The organism is Streptomyces sp. NPDC006529, from assembly GCF_040611795.1.
In the GTDB taxonomy this organism is placed as follows: Bacteria; Actinomycetota; Actinomycetes; order Streptomycetales; family Streptomycetaceae; genus Streptomyces.
This window is the reverse complement of sequence record NZ_JBEXPB010000057.1, coordinates 16,751-34,649: the sequence shown is the minus strand read 5'-3', so window position 1 is coordinate 34,649 and position 17,899 is coordinate 16,751. Positions and strand designations below refer to the sequence as shown.

The following is a 17,899-nucleotide window of genomic DNA, read 5'->3' as shown; positions in this document are numbered from 1 at the left end:
CACGGCCGCCGGGTGGACACCCCCCGCGCCGGCGAGGCTGAAGTGTGCCCGGCGAGGCGGATGCGGTGGCATGGCCGGGCCAAGGGTGTAGGCCCGGCCCGGAGGGCCCGAGGCGGGCACGGGGCCGCGGAGGCCGGAATCGGACGGGCGCCCCCCGCCAGGGGTTACGTGGAGCCCAGCCAGGTGCCCACCGCGTAGGTGACGGCCATGGCCACGGCGCCACCCGCCACGTTCCGCAGGACGGCCCGCCCCACGGCGGCCGCCCCCAGCCGCGCACTCACCCACCCGCACAGCGCCAGCGCACACAGCACCGCCCCCGCCGTCACCGGCACCCGCGACCCCGCCCCCGGCAACACGATCGCCAGCAGCGGCAGCACCGCCCCGACCGTGAACGCGACCAGGCTCGCCAGCGCCGCGTGCCACGGGTTCGCCAGCTCGTCGGGGTTGATCCCGAGCTCCACCCGGGCATGGGCCCGCAGCGCGTCCCGCTCCGTCAGCTGCTGCGCGGCCTCCCGCGCCACCGCCTCGCTCAGCCCCCGCGCCTCCAGCAGCCCCGCCAGCTCGGCCAGCTCCGCTTCGGGGTCCTCAGCCAGTTCCCGCCGCTCCAGCTCCAGCGCGGCCCGCTCCGAGTCCCGCTGGGAGCTGACGGACACGTACTCCCCCGCCGCCATCGACAGCGAGCCCGCCAGCAGCCCGGCGATCCCGGCCGTCAGGATCTCCGGGCGGCTCGTCGTCGCCCCGGCGACGCCCACCACCAGTCCGGCGGTGGAAATGATCCCGTCGTTGGCGCCGAGCACCCCGGCCCGCAGCCAATTGAGCCGGGTGCTCATGGCCCCGCTCTGCGTTTCCTCGTCGTTGTACGTCACCGGTCCACTCTCGGTCACGCGACCGCCCGGCGTGCGCGTCCACGCCCCGTCGACCAGGGTGGAGTGGTGAGACGCGGACGCGAGGAACCGGGCTGGCTGCGCGGGGCACCACCACCGCGCTGGGCCCGGTTCGCGCCCGCGGTGGCCCTGGTGGTGCTCGTCGCCGCCCAGGGCCTGACCCCGGGCAACGTGGAGCTGGGCTTCTTCCTGGCCGGACTGCCCCCGGTCGCGGCGTTCTCGTACGGAGCCGTCGGCACCGCGTTCTTCGCCGCCCTGGTCCTCGGCCTGCTCGGCCTGCCGGGCCTCGGCGTCGGCCACGCCAAGGGCGCCGACCTCGCGACGGTGGCCGCGATCGGCCTGCTCAGCGTGGTCATCGCCTGGGTGCGCAAGCGCCGGGACGCCCAGCTGGTCAGCGTACGGACGGTCGCGGAAGCGGCCCAGCTCGCCGTGCTCCCGCCGGTACCGCCCGAGGTGGGGCCGGTGCGGTGCGCCGGGCTGTACCGGGCGGCCCAGCGCGGCACCCTGGTCGGAGGCGACCTGTACGACGTACGGGCGGGCCCGCACGGCATCCGCGCCCTCGTCGGGGACGTCCAGGGGCACGGCCTGGCCGCGGTCGCCACGGTGGCGGCGCTGCTCGGCGCGTTCCGCGAGGGCGTGCTGGACGACGGCGGCCTGACGGCGGTCGCGGCCCGCCTGGACCGCCGGCTGCGCACGGACGCCGAGAACGCGGTCTACGCCGAGGTGTTCGCGACCGCCCTGCTGCTGGAGTTCACGCCCGCGCTGGACCTCGTACGGGTCGTGTCCTGCGGCCATCCCTCGGCGCTGCTGCTGCGCCACGGCTCGGTGACGGAACTGGAGGTGGAGCCGGGCCCTCCGCTGGGGCTGGGGCTCGCGGGCCTGGCGCCGCCGCCGGTCGCCGTCACGCCGCTGCGCCCCGGTGACCGGCTGCTGCTGTACACCGACGGGGTGACCGAGGCCCGGGACGCGATCGGGGCGTTCTACCCACTGGCCGACCGCGTCCCCGCGCTGCTGGCGGGGGGCCCGGCGGACCTCTCGGGGCTCGCGGACGCGGTGTGGCGGGACCTCGTCCGGTTCACCGACGGCGGCCCCAGGGACGACGTGGCCCTGCTCGTCCTCTCCGCCCCCGGGTCCGCGGACCCGGCGATCCGCGGGACAGGTGGAGCCCCCGCGGACCGCCGGTGAGGCTCAGCCGGCCTGGCGGATGAACGTCCGGACCATCTTGCAGGTGACGTTGGACGGCCGGTGGATCCCGACGCGCGCCGCCATGCTCCGGATCTTCCGGTTCGTCGCGCGCTGTGCGTCATACGTCCCCGTGTCGAGCAGGGATATCGCCAGCCGCATCGCCTTGAGGCGGCGGTTGTGGCTCTCGTACCACTCACGGGGAAGACCCGCGGGCAGTGGCTTCTTCTTGGGCATCGAAATGATCGCGGCAGCGGCCATCTACAGCCTCCCAAACGGTAGTTGGCTTCCTGTCGTGCTCCCTCGATTTTACCGGGGACCACTGACAAAAGCCCCTGGCCAGACAGGCTCGGTAGGCTTCCGCCCATGGAGATCTGGATCAATCCCGCCTGCTCGAAGTGCCGCAGCGCGCTCACCCTCCTCGACGCCGAGGGCGCCGACTACACGGTGCGGCGCTACCTGGACGACGTACCGTCCGAGGACGAGATCCGCGCGGTGCTCGGCCGCCTCGGCCTGGAACCCTGGGACATCACGCGTACGTCCGACCCTCTCGCCAAGGAGACCGGCGTACGGGAGCTGCCGCGCGAGGCGACGGACGCCGCGCGGGCCCGCTGGATCACCCATCTGGCCGCGCACCCCCAGCTCATCCAGCGCCCGATCATCACGGCCGACGACGGCACGGCGGTCGTGGCCCGCACGGACGAGGCCGTCCGCGACGCGCTCTCCCGCCAGGCGTAATCTCCTGGCCCGGCACCCCGGCCGGCACGTAGCGTCGGCGGGCGTGACTCCTTCGCTGCGCACCGCCCGCCTCGCTCTGGATCCGTACACGCCGGAGGACGAAGAGGACTTCGTCGCGCTCTTCCAGGACGAGCGCGTCTCACGGTGGATGGGCGACGGCGGACCGGTGCCGGAGCCGCAGGACCGCGCGCTGTTCGGCCGGATCTTCACGAAGGTCTACGCCGACGGCCTCTTCGACGTCTGGGCCGTCCGCCGCGCAGGCCGCTTCATCGGGCACGCGGAGATCAAACCGACCACCGAGACCGGTGGCCACGAAATCATCTACGCCCTGTCCCCCGCAGCCTGGGGCGAGGGCCTCGGCACGGAACTCGCCGAAGCCCTCGTCGCCTACGGCTTCACCACCCTCGCCCTCCCCGAAGTCCACGCCACGGTGGCCGCCGAAAACAAAGCGTCCCTGACCCTCCTGACCCGCATCGGGTTCACCCACACCGGAGACGTCCAAGAACCGGACGGCAGCGTGACGCGGGTGCTGGGGAGGGTGCGTTGAGGTGGGGTTGGGGCCCGGCTGCGCCGGGTCGCGGCTTCGCCGCTCGGGGCTCTCGCTTTGTGCGTCCGGGGTCGGTGTGGTTCCGGGGACTGCCCGTCAGTTCAACTGTCTTCCCGTGCCGGGGCGTCCTGTCAAGAGCGCTCCTTCGTCGCGTCGCTTCGCGATGGCCTGCGGCCACTCTTGACATGCCACCCCGTCCCGGAAAGCCAAGAACTGTCGGGCCGCCCCCGGGGGAGGCAGGGGGGAGGGTGCCCTTCACCTGGGGCCCGGCGCCCGGCCGCAGGCCGAGTGGGGCAGATGCCCCGCCCTTCGGGCGGAAAGAGCGCCCCTAATCGCTACGCGCTTCTCCGAGAGAAGCGTCAGCGGGCTGCGTGGGGCTGAGACTTCGGTCAGATGGGTGTTGGTGCGGGTCTGGCAGCCGTCCGCCGCAAAAGTCGAGATCAAAGCAAGACAAAAGGGGCATGTTGAGCGGTTGTTGGGTCTCGACGGCTCCTTGACCCGAGTGGACTCTCGTGTGGCCGAGCTTTGAGTCCTGCCGCACCCTTCACCAGCCCAAAACGACTCGCAGACGCCTCTCTCGGAGGAGCGCGTAGCGATTGAGTGCGCGCCTTTCGCCCAAAGGGCGCCACATGGGCCCCACTCGGCCTGCGGCCGGGCGCCGGGCCCCAGGCAACGGGCACCCTCCCCCATGCCTCCCCCGGGGGCGGCCCGACAGTTCTTGGCTTTCCGGGACGGGGTGGCATGTCAAGAGTGGCCGCAGGCCATCGCGAAGCGACGCGACCGCAGGGAGCGCTCTTGACAGGACGCCCCGGCACGGGAAGACAGTTGAACTGACGGGCAGCCCCCGGAACCACCCCGACCCCGGACGCACGAAGCGAAACCCACGAGCGGCGAAGCCGCGACCCGGCGCAGCCGGGCCCCCCACTACCCCCAACCCCCCACCACCTCCCCCGCCCCCACCAACAGCAGCGAGTGGTGGGAGACGCCCGGGAGTACGCGGACCACCGCGTCCGGGACCGCCGCGGTGGCGGCGCGGGCGGCTCGGGCGGGGTCGTGGCAGCGGGCGTTTCCGGCGAAGAGTGCGAGCAGCGGCAGTCCCCGCGCCTCCCCCGCACCCAGGACCGGCCGGGCGCCGGTCACCGGGCGGGCGGTCGGGAGTGCGGCGGCGGCCGTGCGGACCCGCATCCAGGCCGGGTCCAGGACGGCGCCCCCGGTCTCCCAGGCCAGGAAGGAACGGACCCGATCGGGCGTGGGCCGCAGCAGCATCGGCAGGGCCCGCGCCACGTAAGCCGGGCGCAGCCCGGCGAACACCTGGGTGGGGTCCAGCAGCACCAGCCGCCGCAGGCGTTCCGGCCGCCGGGCGGCGTAGTGCGCGGCGATCCACCCGCCGTAGGAATACCCGGCCAGCTCCACCACCCCTCCCCCCACACCCTGGCCGTCGAGAACCCCGTCGACTACCCCGTCGAGGACCGCGTCCAGCCACTCCGTCAGGTCGTCGACCGTGCGGAGCGGCCGCCCCGCGGCCGGGACGCTCATCCCCGGTTCCCCCACGAGGTCCACGGCGTGCACCCGCCGTTCCCGCGCGAGCCCGGCCCGCAGGCACTCCCCCCACACCAGCGACGTCGTTCCGCCGCCGGGGAGCAGCGCGAGCGGCGGGGCGTCCCGCGGGCCGGTGCTGTTGATCCGGGTGGCACCGAAAGGAGTGTCGATCACCCGGGCGTCGACCGGCCCCGGGCCGGGCCACCGGCCGAGGGCGTCGTCGTAAGCGGCGCGGAATGCCTCGTAAGCGATGTCGTGAGCGATGTCGTAAGCGATGTCGTGAGCGGTGCGGGCGGCCTCCACCGGGTCCCTCCTCGGCTGCCGAGCTGCCGGGCATTCCCCGGCCTCTTCCTCAGCGATAATCTCGCTGAGCGAGATATCCTCGCCCTACCGGATCCTAGGTGGAGTCCCCATGCCCCACAACCCACCCCCCGCCCCCCAACCGGCCCCTCAACCCGACCCCCTGGAGCTGGTCCACCTGCTCCGTGCCACCTCCGTCGAATTCGGCTTGCGGCAAGCGGAGTTCGGGGCGGCTCACGGCATGCACCCCACCGATGTGCGCGCCCTGGTCTGCCTGCTGGACGCGGCGCGGGCGGGCGAGAGTGCCACGGCGGGGCTGCTGGGTGCGCGGCTCGGTCTCAACTCGGCCGGTACGACCGCCGTGATCGACCGGCTGGAGCGCCTCGGCCACGTCCTGCGGACCCGGGACGCCGTCGACCGGCGCCGGGTGGTGCTCCAGGTCTCGCCCGAGGCCGTGCGGCTGGGCCAGGCCTTCTTCGGCCCGCTGATCGACGGCCTGGTCGGCGTGCTCGGCACCTTCGGGCCGGCCGAAGTGGCCGCCGTCCGCACCTTCCTGACCTGCGCACGTACGGCCCTCACCCCGTGACCGCCCACCCGGCCCAGAGCCCGGCCCCCGCCCCCGCCCCGGACGACAGCCCGCCCGACGGCCCCGCACCCCACGACTCCACGCCCGGCGCCCACCCGTCCTCCCGCGGCAGCGACCTGCACCTCGACCTGCCCGCCCACGGCTCCCGCCGCGCCGCGCTCGCGCAGGCGCTGCGCGAGGCTGTCCGCGGCGGCCGCCTCGCGGCCGGGACGCGGCTGCCGCCCTACCGTTCGCTCGCCGAAGACCTCGGGGTGGCCCGCGGCACGGTCGCCGACGCCTACGCCGAGCTGGTCGCCGAGGGGTGGTTCACCGCCCGCCAGGGGTCCGGCACCCGGGTCGCGGAGGGGGTGCCGGTGCGTCCGGAGCGGGCGGCACCCGGACCGGCGCCCGCGCGCCCGGCGCACCGGTTCGACCTGACCCAGGGCAAGCCCGACCCGGCGTCCTTCCCGCGCGGTGCCTGGTCCGCGAGCGTCCGGCGGGCCCTGGCCGCCGCCCCGGCCGACGCCTTCGGGCCCGGGGATCCGCGCGGACGCCCCGAGCTGCGGCGGGCGTTGGCCCAGTACCTGGCCCGGGCCCGGGGGGTGCGTACCGACGCCGAGCACATCGTCGTCTGCGCGGGTTTCGCCAACGGCCTGCGCCTGCTGGCGGGGCTGCGGCCCCGGGACTGGGCGGTGGAGGCCTACGGCCTGCCCTTCCACCACGGGATCCTGGCCGCCGCGGGCGTGCGCCCGCACGCCGTCCCCATCGACGCGGACGGCGTCCGCACCGACGCCCTGCCCGCCCGGGCGCGGACGGCCCTGCTGACCCCGGCCCACCAGTTCCCCACCGGCGGGCCGCTGCTCCCGGCCCGCCGGACGGCCGCCGTGGAGTGGGCCCGTTCCACCGGCGGCGTGATCCTGGAGGACGACTACGACGGGGAGTTCCGCTACGACCGCAAGCCGGTCGGCGCCCTCCAGGGGCTGGCTCCGGACCTGGTGGTCTACGCGGGCTCACTGAGCAAGAGCCTCTCCCCCGCCCTCCGGCTGGGCTGGCTGGTGCTGCCCGACGCGCTGACCGGCCAGGTCGTGGCGGCGAAGGGGCTGCGGGAGTCCTGGACGAGCGCGGTGGACCAGCTGACCTTCGCCGACTTCCTGGAGTCGGGCGCGTACGACCGTCACGTCCGCCGCATGCGCCACCGCTACCGCGCGCGCCGCGACCTGCTGGCCGCCGCCCTGGCGGAGCGGGTCCCGGGCGTGCGGGTGACGGGCATCTCGGCGGGGCTCCACGCGGTCCTGGAACTCCCCCCGGGGACCGAGTCCGCGGCCCTGGCGGCGGCGCGGCGGGCGGGGCTGCTGCTGGACGGGCTGTCGGAGTACCGCCACCCCGCGGCCGGGGCGGTGCACGGGGGCCGGGCCGCTGCTGACCGTCAGGGGCTGGTCGTGGGGTACGCGGGTCTGGGCGAGCGGCAGTTCGAGGAGGCGGTGGGGGTGTTGACGGGGGCGCTGCGGTCGGCTGTGGGGGCGACTGCGCCGCCCGCCCCTTCCGGCCGGGATGCCGCGCCGCCCACCACTCCTCATCCGGATTGATCTTGCGCACGCCAGATTCCATCCGGCATTCTTGCCTTCGTGCCGAAGAATGTTCGGCACATGCCGAAGGGAAGGACGCCCCATGGCCAGCGAGCAGCCCGCGCTGTACGAGATGTTCGACGAGCGGTTCCGCACCGGGCGGTGCATGAACGGCGACGACGGTCTCGAAGTCCTCCACACCGGCTGCCGCTGGGCCGAGGGGCCCGTCTACGTGCCCGCCTGGCGGCAGCTGGTCTGGAGCGACATCCCCAACGACCGGATGCTCCGCTGGGACGAGGAGACCGGCGCCGTCAGCGTCTTCCGGCGCTCCGCCGGGCACACCAACGGCAACACCCTCGACCGCCAGGGCCGTCTGATCACCTGCGAGCAGGGCAACCGCCGGGTGACCCGGACCGAACACGACGGCACCGTCACGGTGCTGGCCGACCGCTGGCAGGGCAAGCGCCTGAACAGCCCGAACGACGCGGCGGTGCGCTCCGACGGCTCGGTCTGGTTCTCCGACCCCGACTTCGGCATCACCAGCGACTACGAGGGCCACCGCGCCGAGAGCGAGATCGGCGCCAACAACGTCTACCGCATCGACCCGGACAGCGGCGAAGTCCGCCTGGTGGCCGATGGTTTCGGCGCCCCGAACGGCCTGGTCTTCTCCGCCGACGAGCGGCAGCTCTTCGTCTCCGACACGCGCGCGGGCTTCATCCGGGTCTTCGACGTCCGCGAGGACGGCGCCCTCTCGGACGGCGCGGTCTTCGCCGAGGCGGGCGCCCGCGGCGCGGCCCGTTTCGACAACCTGCGCTTCGACGACGGCGGTCGGCTCTGGGCGGCCGCGATGGACGACGGCGTGCACTGCTACGACCCGGACGGCACGCTGATCGGGCGGCTCGTCGTGCCCGAGACGGTGGCCAACATCGCCTGGGGCGGGGCCAAGCGCAACCGGCTCTTCATCACGGCACGGACCAGCCTCTACTCCCTGGTCATGGGCGTGACGGGCACCCACCCCACCGGCCCGGGCCACCGCCCCCGGCTCGACGCGGGCTCCCGATGACCCCCGACCGGGCCGACGACCCCAGCGGGCCCGACGGCGCCGACCCCGCCGCGGACTGGGCCGCGACGCGCGCCTGGGTGGCCGCCGCCCTGTCCCCCGGCGAGCACATCGAGGCGGTGACGCGGCTGCGCGGCGGCTGGACCTCGCGGATGCGCCGGCTGGAGATCGCCGGGCCGGACGGCCGGCGCGCGCTCGTCCTGCGCTCGTTCGTCAAGCCGTTCTACCTGCGGCACGCGGACGGCCTGCTGCGGCGCGAGGCCGACGTCCTGCGCCTGCTGGAGGCCACGGCCGTCCCCGCGGCCGGGCTCGTGGCCGTGGACGCGACGGCGCGGCACTGCGACCACCCGTCCCTGCTGATGACCCTGCTGCCCGGCACCGTGCGCACCGACGACGCGGGCGCCGCCGACCGCGCCGCCCTGCTGGCCCGGCAGTTGGCCGACGTCCACCGGCTGCCGGTGCCCGCGGCGGCGCGGCCCCGCGCCTACGAGGCGTGGACCTCCGCCGAGCGGGTGCGTCCGCCCGCGGACACCCGGCGGCCCGGCCTGTGGGAGCGGGCCGTGGACGTCATCCGGCGGGACCCGCCCGCGCACCGGTCCTGCTTCCTGCACCGGGACTTCCACCCGGGCAACGTCCTCTTCACGGGCGGCGGCGCCGGGCTGCGGATCAGCGGGGTCGTCGACTGGGTGGAGACGTCCTGGGGCCCGGCCGACCTGGACGTGGCCCACTGCTCGTCGGCGCTGGCCCTGCTGCACGGCGTCCCGGCGGGCATGTGCTTCGCCGACCGGTACGCGGCGGCGGGCGGCGCCCTGGCCGAAGACCGCGCCGACCACCTCTACTGGCGGCTGCTCGATGCGCTGGCCTTCGCGCCGGACGCGGAGAAGGTGGCCGTGCCCTGGCGCGAACTCGGCCGCACCGATCTGACGCCGGAGGTGCTGACGGGGCGCCTGGAGGAGTACCTGGAGGCCCTTTTCGACCGGTACGGCTGAGCGGGGCGCGTCCGGTCCGCGGGACGCCGGCGACACCCCGGCGACACCATGTGCGGTGGCGGCGCCCGCCGTTGCATCCTTGGCCCCGATACGAAGATCGGACAGGGGGATGCGCGATGTGGACGGTGGTGTCGTCGGAGGGGCTGCCCGCGGACGAGCGGTTCGACTGGTTCTCGGACCTGGTGTCGCGCGAGGTGATGCCCACCGCGATCAGCAGCGAGCAGCCGGGCTCCTTCCGCGCGGAGGCCGCCGCGCTGGGCCTGGGGGACCTGCATGTGTCGCGCCTCGCGTACGCTCCCCTGCGCTCGCGCCGCACCCCCGCCCTGATCCGGCGGAGCGATCCGGAGCAGTACCAGCTGGCGTGGGTGGCCGCGGGCGCGATGGGGATGTCGCAGCACGGGAACGACGGCCTCGCCGGGGTCGGCGACCTGGTGTTCTGGGACACGTCCAAGCCGTCCGACGCCGTTTCCCCGGCCGGCAGCGGGCAGGACCAGCAGCTGGTGATCCTGCAACTGCCGCGCAGCGCCCTGCCGGTGCGCCCGCGGCTGCTGGAGCGCCTGCTGGCCCGCCCGATCCCGGGCGGGACGGGGATGGCGGCGGTCCTCTCCTCGTTCATGCGCAGCCTGGTGGGCCACGGTGACCAGTGCGCGCCCGCGCAGCTGCGGCACCTCGGCGCGGTGGCCGCCGATCTGGCGGCCGCCTGCCTGGCCGAGCACCTGGACGCGGAGGAGCACCTCCCCGCTGAAATCCGCAAGCGGGCCCTGCTCCAGCGGATCCACGCCTTCATCGAGCACAACCTGGGCGATCCCCAGCTGGATCCCGGCGCCGTCGCCGCCCGCCACAACATTTCGGTGCGCACCCTCCACCAGCTCTTCCAGGGCCTGGGCGAGGGCGTCAACGCCCGCATCCGTCGGCGCAGGCTGGAGCAGTGCCGCGCCGATCTCGCCCGGCCCGGTTCCGCCAGGGTCCCGGTGCACCTGATCGCCGCCCGCTGGGGCTTCAGCGGGCCGGCCGTCTTCAGCCGGTCCTTCCGGGAGGCGTACGGCCTGAGCCCCACCGAGTTCCGTGCGCTGAGCCTCGCGTGCGCCCGCCCCGGCGGCGCCCGGGCGGCGGGTGACCTCGTACGCTGAACACCGCAAAGGGGACTTCGACCCACAAAAGGACACCCATGAGCGACCTCACCTCCCCGGCCCCCGCCCCCGCGTCGCCGCCCCCGCTGCCGCGCGCCCGCCGGGGCGCCGACTGGATGTTCGGCGGGGTGTACGGGACGGTGCTGGCCAGCGGGCTGCTGGCGGCGCTGGACCAGAAGGGCGGCCCGTACACGCCGTACTACGACGCCGCCTGGGTCCTGGTGACCGCCGCGACGGCCGCGCTCGCACACGGGTACTCGCACCACATGGCGACCCACCCGGACGGCTCGGCGGGTCACCGCTGGCGGCTGCTGGGCCGGGCGGTGCGGAACGAGTGGCCGATGATCGCGGCCACCCTGCCCACCGTGCTGCTGCTGGTGCTGGCCGGGCTGATCGGGTGGGACTCGTACGGGGTGACGGCGGTCGGGCTCGGGGTGAACACCGCGCTGCTGTTCGGGTGGGGCGCGGTGGTCGCGCTCCGGGTCGGCTACCGGCCGGCCCCGGCGCTGCTGATCGGAGCGGCGGACGCCACGATCGGACTGGTGATCATCGTGGCGAACGCGCTCATCAAGTGATCCGTCAGGCCCGGTCCTCAGGCGGGCCCGCCAGTTCCTCCGCCTCTGCCAGGATCTCCGTCAGACGCGCCCCGAAGGCCGCGTCGCGCGGGTCGGGGACGCCCGTGCGCGCCGCGGCCAGGAGGGCGTCGAGGGCGCGGCCGTAGGCGCCCGGCACGTCGCTCCAGTCGGGCAGGGAGTGGACCCCGGCCGCGCCGCGCAGTTCCAGGCCCACCCCGGCGGCGGCGCCCGGGGCGCCCAGGCTGAGGACGGCGGTGCTGGCCGCGCCGGAGGCGTGGCGCAGGGCCAGCTGGACGACGTCGGAGGGGCCGCGCGTGGCGCTGACCCGGACCACGTCGCCGAGGACGGGGATGAGGACGGAGAGGGCGTGCGGGCCCACGTCCCACAGGCCGCCCTTCTCCTTGCGCCAGGGCGAGTCGGCGTAGGCGCTGGGCGCGCCGTCGGGCGGGAAGACCGCGCCGAGCCAGTGCGCGGCCGCGGTGAACCAGCCGTCGCTGGCGGCCTGTTCCTCGACCCAGTCCGCGGTCGGCCGGGCGAAGCGCAGGGTGAGGAAGACGACGGAGGCGACCTGGTGGCGGGCGGCCGCGTCGGCCACGGCGCGGGCCTGCCGGACATCGGTGGCCACCGGCTTGTCGAGCAGCAGGTGGCATCCGGCGGCGGCGGCGCGGACGGCGAGCGGGGCCTGGACGTCGGGGGGCAGCGCGAAGGACACGACGTCGCAGTCCGCGAAGAGCGCGTCGGGGTCTTCGTACACCTTCACGCCGTGGGCGTCCGCCAGTTCGGCGGCGGCTTCGGGCCGCCGTCCCCACACGCCGGCGAAGGTGGAGCCGGTGTGGGCGGCCAGGGCGGGGGCGTGGGTGCGGGCGGCCCAGGGGCCCGTACCGAGCAGGCCGACGCGGGGAAGGGGTCCGCCGGGCAGGCCGGAACCGTCGTTCGCTGACGTCAAATCATACGAAATGGTCACGCGCCCAGTCTGCCCCACGCGGCCGCCGTTCGGGAGGACACGCTTCCACGCGCTGCCCCCTGCGACCATCCCACGGCTCCGCCCGCCCCGGCGCGCCCGCACAACCCGCCCGGCCCGCGCCGTAAACGCCGGTAACACGGGGTTCACACACGGGCAACGGAAGAGAAATCGCGAGCGGGCACGCTGCGGTCATCACCGCAGCACCCGCAGAGTCTGAGGACGGTCCCGTGAGCTACAAGGCTGAGTACATCTGGATCGACGGCACCGAGCCGACGGCCAAGCTCCGCTCCAAGACGAAGATCATGACCGACGGCGACGAGCTGCCGATCTGGGGCTTCGACGGATCGAGTACGAACCAGGCCGAGGGCCACGCCTCCGACCGGGTGCTCCAGCCGGTGTTCTCCTGCCCGGACCCGATCCGCGGCGGCGCCAACCTCCTCGTCCTGTGCGAGGTGCTGAACATCGACATGACCCCGCACGAGTCGAACACCCGCGCCCTGCTGCGCCCGGTCGCCGAGGAGCACGCCGCGCAGGAGCCGATCTTCGGCATCGAGCAGGAGTACACCTTCTTCGACGGCATCCGCCCCCTCGGCTTCCCGGTCGGCGGCTTCCCCGCCGCGCAGGGCGGCTACTACTGCGGCGTGGGCTCCGACGAGATCTTCGGCCGCGAGATCGTCGAGAAGCACCTCGACCACTGCCTCGCGGCGGGGCTGAGCATCTCCGGCATCAACGCCGAGGTCATGCCCGGCCAGTGGGAGTTCCAGGTGGGCCCCGTCGGCCCGCTGGAGGTCTCCGACCAGCTGTGGATCGCGCGGTGGCTGCTCTACCGCACGGCCGAGGACTTCAACGTCTCGGCGACCCTGAACCCGAAGCCGGTCAAGGGCGACTGGAACGGCGCGGGCGCGCACACCAACTTCTCCACGAAGGCGATGCGCGCCGACTACCGCGCGATCATCTCGGCGTGCGAGTCGCTCGGCGAGGGCTCCAAGCCGCTGGACCACGTCAAGCACTACGGCGCGGGCATCGACGAGCGGCTGACCGGCCTGCACGAGACCGCCCCGTGGAACGAGTACAGCTACGGCGTCTCCGACCGCGGCGCCTCGGTCCGCATCCCGTGGCAGGTGGAGAAGGACGGCAAGGGCTACATCGAGGACCGCCGCCCGAACGCGAACGTGGACCCCTACGTGGTGACCCGCCTGATCGTGGACACCTGCTGCACCGCCCTGGAGAAGGACGGCCTGGTCTGACCTCGGACGCACCACCGGTTCCCGCGCCCGCCGCGCCCCCGTCCGGGGGCCGGCGGGCGCCGTTGTCAGTGGGCCGTGTCACCGTGGTTCCCATGACGGGGACACGGGCGGGGACGGACACGGGGACGGACACGGCGCCGACGGCGCCGGGATCATCGGCGTCGGCATCGGCGTTGGCGATCCGGATCGGGACGGAGAGCGGCGAGGCCCACGTTCGGCCCGCGCCCTTCACGTTGGAGAGGCTGGCGGAGCGCATCGGCGCGGAGGGAGACCGTTTCCTCGTCGTCGAGCGGCTCCCGAGCGACCCGGACGTCTACATACAGGTGTGGCACGACGTGGCGGACGTCGGCGCGCAGGGTTACCAGCTCGAACACCGCGACGGCGCGCCCGACCGGCACTTCCGCGCCTTCCTGCGCAGCGCGTCCGAGGTCGGTGAGGTGATGGCCGCCTGGGCGCGCGGGGACGAGGGCTGGGACCGGGGTCCGGCCTGGGAACGCGTCGCCTTCCGCACCGAGGAGGCGCCGCCCCTCGACCCCGCCGTGCGGGCGCAGGTGGAGGAGCGGGTGCGGCTCGCGCTGCGGTGCGGGTACGCGGGGCGGGCGGAACTGGCCGAGCTCGCCGAGGACTACCTGGTGAGCGGCGAGGTCCGTCCCGTCTCGGCAGCGCAGGCGCACGAGCTGGCGGTGCGGCTGTGGCGGGAGCGGCTGGCGGAACAGGCGGAGTGGACCGGCGAGACGGATCCGGAGCGGCTGTCCCGGGCGTTCGCGGCGCTGGAGGCCGGCGGGATCACGGCGCGGGAGAACTTCGCCTGCTGCCGCGGCTGCGCTCTGGCGGAGATCCGGGGCGACGGCGCCGAGGACGCGCGGGGGTTCGTGTTCTTCCACCGCCAGTGCACCGAGGGCGCGGCGGAGGGCGGGGACCTCTTCCTGTACTACGGGGCGTACCCGGAGGCGGCGGACGGGGAAACCGCGGAGGGCCCGGAGGCCGACGGGGCCGCCGTGGCCGACGAGGCGGTGGGCCGGGAGGTCACGGCCGCCCTCGACGGGGTGGGTCTGCGCTGGCAGTGGGACGGATCCGCCCACGATGCGATACGCGTGACCGGCCTGGACTGGCGCAAACGGCTGGCCCATTGACGGTTTGTCCGGTATTGACCGGGAGCCGTGCGGCCATGATCACGGAATTTGAGATTCCGATCCAGCAGGTGAGACGGGGTCTGCCCCGGGCCCGGGACATCTGCTTGAATGGCCGCATGGCCGGCTACCCGCAGCACTCCTCGACAGGTCGCAGCGACCTCGAGCCGTTCTGGCCTTCCCGTCAGGATCACGATTTCGACCGGGTGTGTTGCCGCGCGAAGAACGCGCCGGCCCTCTAAAGCCTTACGGAACCTCTGCACCAGACCTTCCGAAGGCCTTCGGTCTGCGCGGTACGACGACGACGTACGTCTCCTGCCGACTCTCCGCGTGAAAGAGCTGACCACTCATGGCGAACACCCGTTCCTTCTCGACCGCTGCCTCCACCGCGACCGCCCACCGCCCCTACCCGCCCAGTACGATCCCCAGCCCCCGCCAGCGGCTGCGCGCGGTCGAGCGGGACGAGGTCGCCCGCGTGGTGGACCTCCTGCCGCCGGGCGCCACCTGGCTGCCCGCGCCCCAGCACACCCTCCCGACACTGCCGGGCCAGCCGCCGATGATCGGCTACCTGGTGCTCGTACCGGCCGATCACCAGCAGCCGGCGGTCACGCTCGCGCCCTCCCCGTTCGCGTCGGCCTCCTACGGTGCGGGCACGCCGTCCGCCGCCCCGGCCGCCATCACCGGTGACGCGCTCGTGCGCATCGACTCCGAGCAGCGCACGGCGGAGGTCGACGGCGAGGTACTGGACCTGACGTACCTCGAATTCGAGCTGCTGGCCCACCTCGTGGCCCACCCGCACCGGGTGCACAGCCGGGACCAGCTGGTCACCACCGTGTGGGGCTACGGACACGTCGGCGACGGCCGGACCGTGGACGTCCACATCGCCCGGCTGCGCCGCAAGCTGGGCGCGGCGCACCGCGGCGCCATCCAGACCGTGCGCCGGGTGGGCTACAAGTACGCCCCCTGAGCGCTCGTGCGCAGTCGGCCGAAGTGAACTGAACTGGTACCGACGGTGGGCCCGCGCTTCGCGAGGGGAGGCACGGGTCCACCGTCGGCTCGCGCCGCGGCTAGGCGCTCGGCGCCTCCGCCTCCGCCTTGGCCTGCGCCTCCTGCGCCTCCTGCGCCTGCACCGGCGGGTGGGACCGGCCCCGGCGGGCCACCGCGCCGAGCACCATGTCCACCGCCAGGAAGCACAGCAGGCTGATCCCGAGCAGCGGCACGAACCAGCCCACCAGGGCCGTCGCCGCGACCAGCGGCAGCAGCAGCGTCACCGGCGCCTTCCGCCAGGCACCGCGCGGCTGGGCCCGGCCCACGGACAGCGTCCGGTCCTTGGTCGGCCGGCGCAGCCACCACATGCGGTAGCCCCAGAAGACCAGGAACATCACCGCGAGGGCGAGCGCCGCCAGTGCCAGCTGGTTGACCGGGCCGAAGAGCAGGCCCATGTGGCCGTCGATGCCGAAGCGGGTCAGCTTGGCGAGCAACGGGTAGTCGGAGAAGCGAAGTTCGTCGATGACCGCGCCGTCGGCGGGGTCGACGGAGACCGCGTCGAGGTGGACCGGGACCGTGCGGTCCCGCTCCTTGACCACGTACCCCTTGCCCTGGGCGGGCATGGTCACCTGGAGCTGCTCGGTGACCCCGGCCGCGCGGGCCGCCTCGACGGCCCGGTCTATGCCGACGTCGGGGCCGACGGGCATGACCATCTGGCCGTTGGCGTCGATCGTGTGGTTCGCGTGCTCGTCCCCGCCGCCGTCGGCGCCGCCCTTGAGCGCGGCGGACACGGACGGGGTGGCGCCGCCCAGCCGGTCCTGGAGCTGACCGATGTTCTCACCGGCGTACTTCGACCAGGTCAGACCGGTCGCCGACAGGGCGACCAGACCCGCGGCGGCCCACAGGCCGACGGCCCCGTGCCAGGACAGCGTGCGGCGCCGCCCGCTCGCCGCGCGGTCCGGAAGGACCAGCTCCGCCCGGCGCTTGCGCGCCCGGCCGATCCACAGCGCGAGCCCGCCGAGGGCGACGACCCAGAGCCAGCTCGCGGCCAGCTCGCTGTAGCCGCGGCCCACCTCGCCGAGCTGGAGGTTGGAGTGGAAGGCGCTGAGCCAGGACCGCAGCGGCAGCGCGTCCCCGGTCGTGGTCAGCTGCCCGCGGACGTCGGCGGTGTAGGGGTCGACGAAGACGGTGAGCGTCTCGCCGTCCGCGAGCCCCGGGTTCTTCATGACGACGCGGGTCGTGGCGTCCGCCTCGGGCGCGGGCCACACCGCGGTGACGTCACCGCGGGGCGCGGCTTCCCGGGCGGCGGCGACCTGGTCGCCGAGCGGCAGCGCGCGCTCGCCCACGTGGGCGACGGTCAGTTCCTCGGAGTAGACGATCTTCTCCGCCTGGAAGGAGAGGGCGTACATGAGCCCGGTCGCGGCGGCGACGAAGAGCAGCGGGGCGATCAGCAGCCCGGCGTAGAAGTGCACGCGCAGGACGAGCGGGCGCAGTGCCGCCCAGGTGCCACGCCGCCGTACCTCCGGCGGGCGGGCGGCCGTGGGATCCGGTTGGGGGGCGTCGGCGGGGACGGAGGTGTCTGCAGGGACACGGGCGTCCCTGATGTCTTCAACGGACATGGTGATCCTCGGGGTTGGCGAGACATGGGGAAACCGGCCCCAGGGCTCGCCGGGATCGCCGGTCAGGCGAAGGCGGGACGGCCGGGGGCCGTGGCGCGGGTGTGCGACGGCCCGGGCGGTCCCCGCCTGACGGCGACGTGGGCGTGTACGGCTCCGCGCAGCGCGCGCGGCGGCTCCGGCGTGCGCGGGCGTGCGGAGCGGGCGGGCGTCCGGGGGCGGTGCGCCCGTACGAGCCCCAGCGCCCTGCGCAGCGGCGCGGCCGCGACCACGGCGAGCGCCCCCAGCGCGCGGGCGAGCCGGAAGGCCGCGGCCTCCCCCCGGGCGAGCCAGAGCGCGCAGAGCAGCGCGGCGAGCAGGTGGGCGGCGATCATGCCGAGCCCGCCGTGCCCGGCCATGGCGTCCATCCCGGGCATGGCGTGCATGCCGGGCATCGCGTCCATCCCCGGGAGCGCGGCCGGGTCCGTCACGGCGGCCGGATCCGTCGCGGCGCCGTGGTCCATGCCCCGCATGGACGCCATCCCCGGCATGTCCGCCATGTCCGGCATTCCTGCGGCGGAGGCGGTTCCGGCAGCGCCCGGGCGCCCTCCCCCCGGAGCCGAGTGGGGCCCGGGGTCCCCGACGGCGGAGAAGAGCAGGTGCAGCACGCCCTGTACGGCGACCAGCGCGCCGCCGATGGCCACGCCACCGCGGCGGCGCCCGGCGCCCAGCCAGGCGAGGCCGCCGGTCACCCCGAAGGCGGCCAGAAGACCAGGAAAGGGAAGGTCATGGCCAGACATGTATGAATGCCCCAGAGCGGCCAATACGACACACACCGCCGCGAACATCGCGGCCCGCGTGCGGCGCAGGGGCGCCGGGGCTGGTGACATGGTCCGCTCATG

General features: G+C 74.6%; 18 protein-coding genes. 12 read left to right on the top strand and 6 right to left on the bottom strand.

Annotated elements, in window-relative coordinates; all coding sequences use genetic code 11:
* Positions 1 to 164 precede the first annotated feature (164 nt).
* Positions 165 to 830, bottom strand: coding sequence for a VIT family protein (locus ABZY31_RS27990; RefSeq protein WP_356415591.1), 666 nt, complete (start codon positions 828 to 830; stop codon positions 165 to 167).
* 102 nt (positions 831 to 932) lie between these two features.
* Here ABZY31_RS27990 and ABZY31_RS27985 point away from each other — a divergent pair, with 102 nt between their 5' ends.
* Positions 933 to 2,069, top strand: coding sequence for a PP2C family protein-serine/threonine phosphatase (locus tag ABZY31_RS27985; RefSeq protein ID WP_356415580.1), 1,137 nt, complete (start codon positions 933 to 935; stop codon positions 2,067 to 2,069).
* Between the two features lie 3 nt (positions 2,070 to 2,072).
* Here ABZY31_RS27985 and ABZY31_RS27980 read toward each other — a convergent pair whose 3' ends face one another.
* A complete protein-coding gene (locus ABZY31_RS27980; protein WP_356415577.1) occupies positions 2,073 to 2,327 on the bottom strand; it encodes a hypothetical protein in 255 nt (84 codons plus the stop codon).
* 105 nt (positions 2,328 to 2,432) lie between these two features.
* Here ABZY31_RS27980 and ABZY31_RS27975 point away from each other — a divergent pair, with 105 nt between their 5' ends.
* Both ABZY31_RS27975 and ABZY31_RS27970 read left to right on the top strand, forming a co-directional pair.
* Positions 2,433 to 2,804, top strand: a complete 372-nt coding sequence (locus tag ABZY31_RS27975) for an ArsC/Spx/MgsR family protein (protein ID WP_356415574.1) — start codon at positions 2,433 to 2,435, stop codon at positions 2,802 to 2,804.
* A gap of 43 nt (positions 2,805 to 2,847) precedes the next feature.
* Positions 2,848 to 3,351: a GNAT family N-acetyltransferase gene (locus ABZY31_RS27970; protein WP_356415571.1), complete on the top strand. Its 504-nt coding sequence runs from the start codon at positions 2,848 to 2,850 to the stop codon at positions 3,349 to 3,351.
* Positions 3,352 to 4,275: 924 nt separating this feature from the next.
* On the opposite strand, the gene ABZY31_RS27965 is transcribed toward ABZY31_RS27970, so the two are convergent.
* The gene (locus ABZY31_RS27965) at positions 4,276 to 5,193 is read right to left on the bottom strand and encodes an alpha/beta hydrolase (RefSeq protein ID WP_356415569.1); all 918 of its coding nucleotides are present in this window, start codon (positions 5,191 to 5,193) and stop codon (positions 4,276 to 4,278) included.
* 109 nt (positions 5,194 to 5,302) lie between these two features.
* On the opposite strand from ABZY31_RS27965, the gene ABZY31_RS27960 reads away from it, so the two are divergent.
* The 6 genes from ABZY31_RS27960 (at position 5,303) to ABZY31_RS27935 (ending at position 11,074) form a co-directional block, all read left to right on the top strand.
* Positions 5,303 to 5,776: a MarR family transcriptional regulator gene (locus ABZY31_RS27960; protein ID WP_356415566.1), complete on the top strand. Its 474-nt coding sequence runs from the start codon at positions 5,303 to 5,305 to the stop codon at positions 5,774 to 5,776.
* A gap of 116 nt (positions 5,777 to 5,892) precedes the next feature.
* Positions 5,893 to 7,341 (top strand): PLP-dependent aminotransferase family protein, encoded by a 1,449-nt coding sequence (locus ABZY31_RS27955; RefSeq protein WP_356415588.1) that lies wholly within the window; start codon positions 5,893 to 5,895, stop codon positions 7,339 to 7,341.
* An 82-nt stretch (positions 7,342 to 7,423) separates the two neighbouring features.
* The gene (locus ABZY31_RS27950; protein WP_356415563.1) at positions 7,424 to 8,383 is read left to right on the top strand and encodes an SMP-30/gluconolactonase/LRE family protein; all 960 of its coding nucleotides are present in this window, start codon (positions 7,424 to 7,426) and stop codon (positions 8,381 to 8,383) included.
* Positions 8,380 to 9,369 carry an aminoglycoside phosphotransferase family protein gene (locus ABZY31_RS27945; protein ID WP_356415560.1) on the top strand — a complete coding sequence of 330 codons (990 nt, stop codon included), beginning with the start codon at positions 8,380 to 8,382 and terminating at the stop codon, positions 9,367 to 9,369. The genes ABZY31_RS27950 and ABZY31_RS27945 overlap by 4 nt, the downstream gene beginning before the upstream one ends.
* Before the next feature lie 116 nt (positions 9,370 to 9,485).
* Positions 9,486 to 10,499, top strand: a complete 1,014-nt coding sequence (locus ABZY31_RS27940; RefSeq protein WP_356415558.1) for a helix-turn-helix domain-containing protein — start codon at positions 9,486 to 9,488, stop codon at positions 10,497 to 10,499.
* A gap of 38 nt (positions 10,500 to 10,537) precedes the next feature.
* A complete protein-coding gene (locus tag ABZY31_RS27935) occupies positions 10,538 to 11,074 on the top strand; it encodes a hypothetical protein (protein ID WP_356415555.1) in 537 nt (178 codons plus the stop codon).
* A gap of 4 nt (positions 11,075 to 11,078) precedes the next feature.
* Here the strand turns inward: ABZY31_RS27935 and ABZY31_RS27930 are convergent, their stop codons facing one another.
* Positions 11,079 to 12,032, bottom strand: a complete 954-nt coding sequence (locus ABZY31_RS27930) for a Gfo/Idh/MocA family oxidoreductase (RefSeq protein WP_356415586.1) — start codon at positions 12,030 to 12,032, stop codon at positions 11,079 to 11,081.
* A gap of 233 nt (positions 12,033 to 12,265) precedes the next feature.
* On the opposite strand from ABZY31_RS27930, the gene glnII reads away from it, so the two are divergent.
* From glnII to ABZY31_RS27915, 3 genes are all read left to right on the top strand, one after another.
* A complete protein-coding gene (gene glnII, locus ABZY31_RS27925; protein ID WP_356415552.1) occupies positions 12,266 to 13,285 on the top strand; it encodes a glutamine synthetase in 1,020 nt (339 codons plus the stop codon).
* Between the two features lie 92 nt (positions 13,286 to 13,377).
* Complete coding sequence (locus ABZY31_RS27920) at positions 13,378 to 14,418, top strand: hypothetical protein (RefSeq protein WP_356415549.1); 1,041 nt, start codon at positions 13,378 to 13,380, stop codon at positions 14,416 to 14,418.
* Positions 14,419 to 14,764: 346 nt separating this feature from the next.
* On the top strand, positions 14,765 to 15,382 hold the full coding sequence (locus tag ABZY31_RS27915) for a winged helix-turn-helix domain-containing protein (RefSeq protein ID WP_356415547.1): 618 nt from the start codon (positions 14,765 to 14,767) through the stop codon (positions 15,380 to 15,382).
* A 100-nt stretch (positions 15,383 to 15,482) separates the two neighbouring features.
* Here ABZY31_RS27915 and ABZY31_RS27910 read toward each other — a convergent pair whose 3' ends face one another.
* Together ABZY31_RS27910 and ABZY31_RS27905 are read right to left on the bottom strand one after the other, a co-directional pair.
* The gene (locus tag ABZY31_RS27910; protein ID WP_356415544.1) at positions 15,483 to 17,021 is read right to left on the bottom strand and encodes a PepSY domain-containing protein; all 1,539 of its coding nucleotides are present in this window, start codon (positions 17,019 to 17,021) and stop codon (positions 15,483 to 15,485) included.
* A 62-nt stretch (positions 17,022 to 17,083) separates the two neighbouring features.
* A complete protein-coding gene (locus ABZY31_RS27905; RefSeq protein ID WP_356415541.1) occupies positions 17,084 to 17,797 on the bottom strand; it encodes a hypothetical protein in 714 nt (237 codons plus the stop codon).
* Positions 17,798 to 17,899 lie beyond the last annotated feature (102 nt).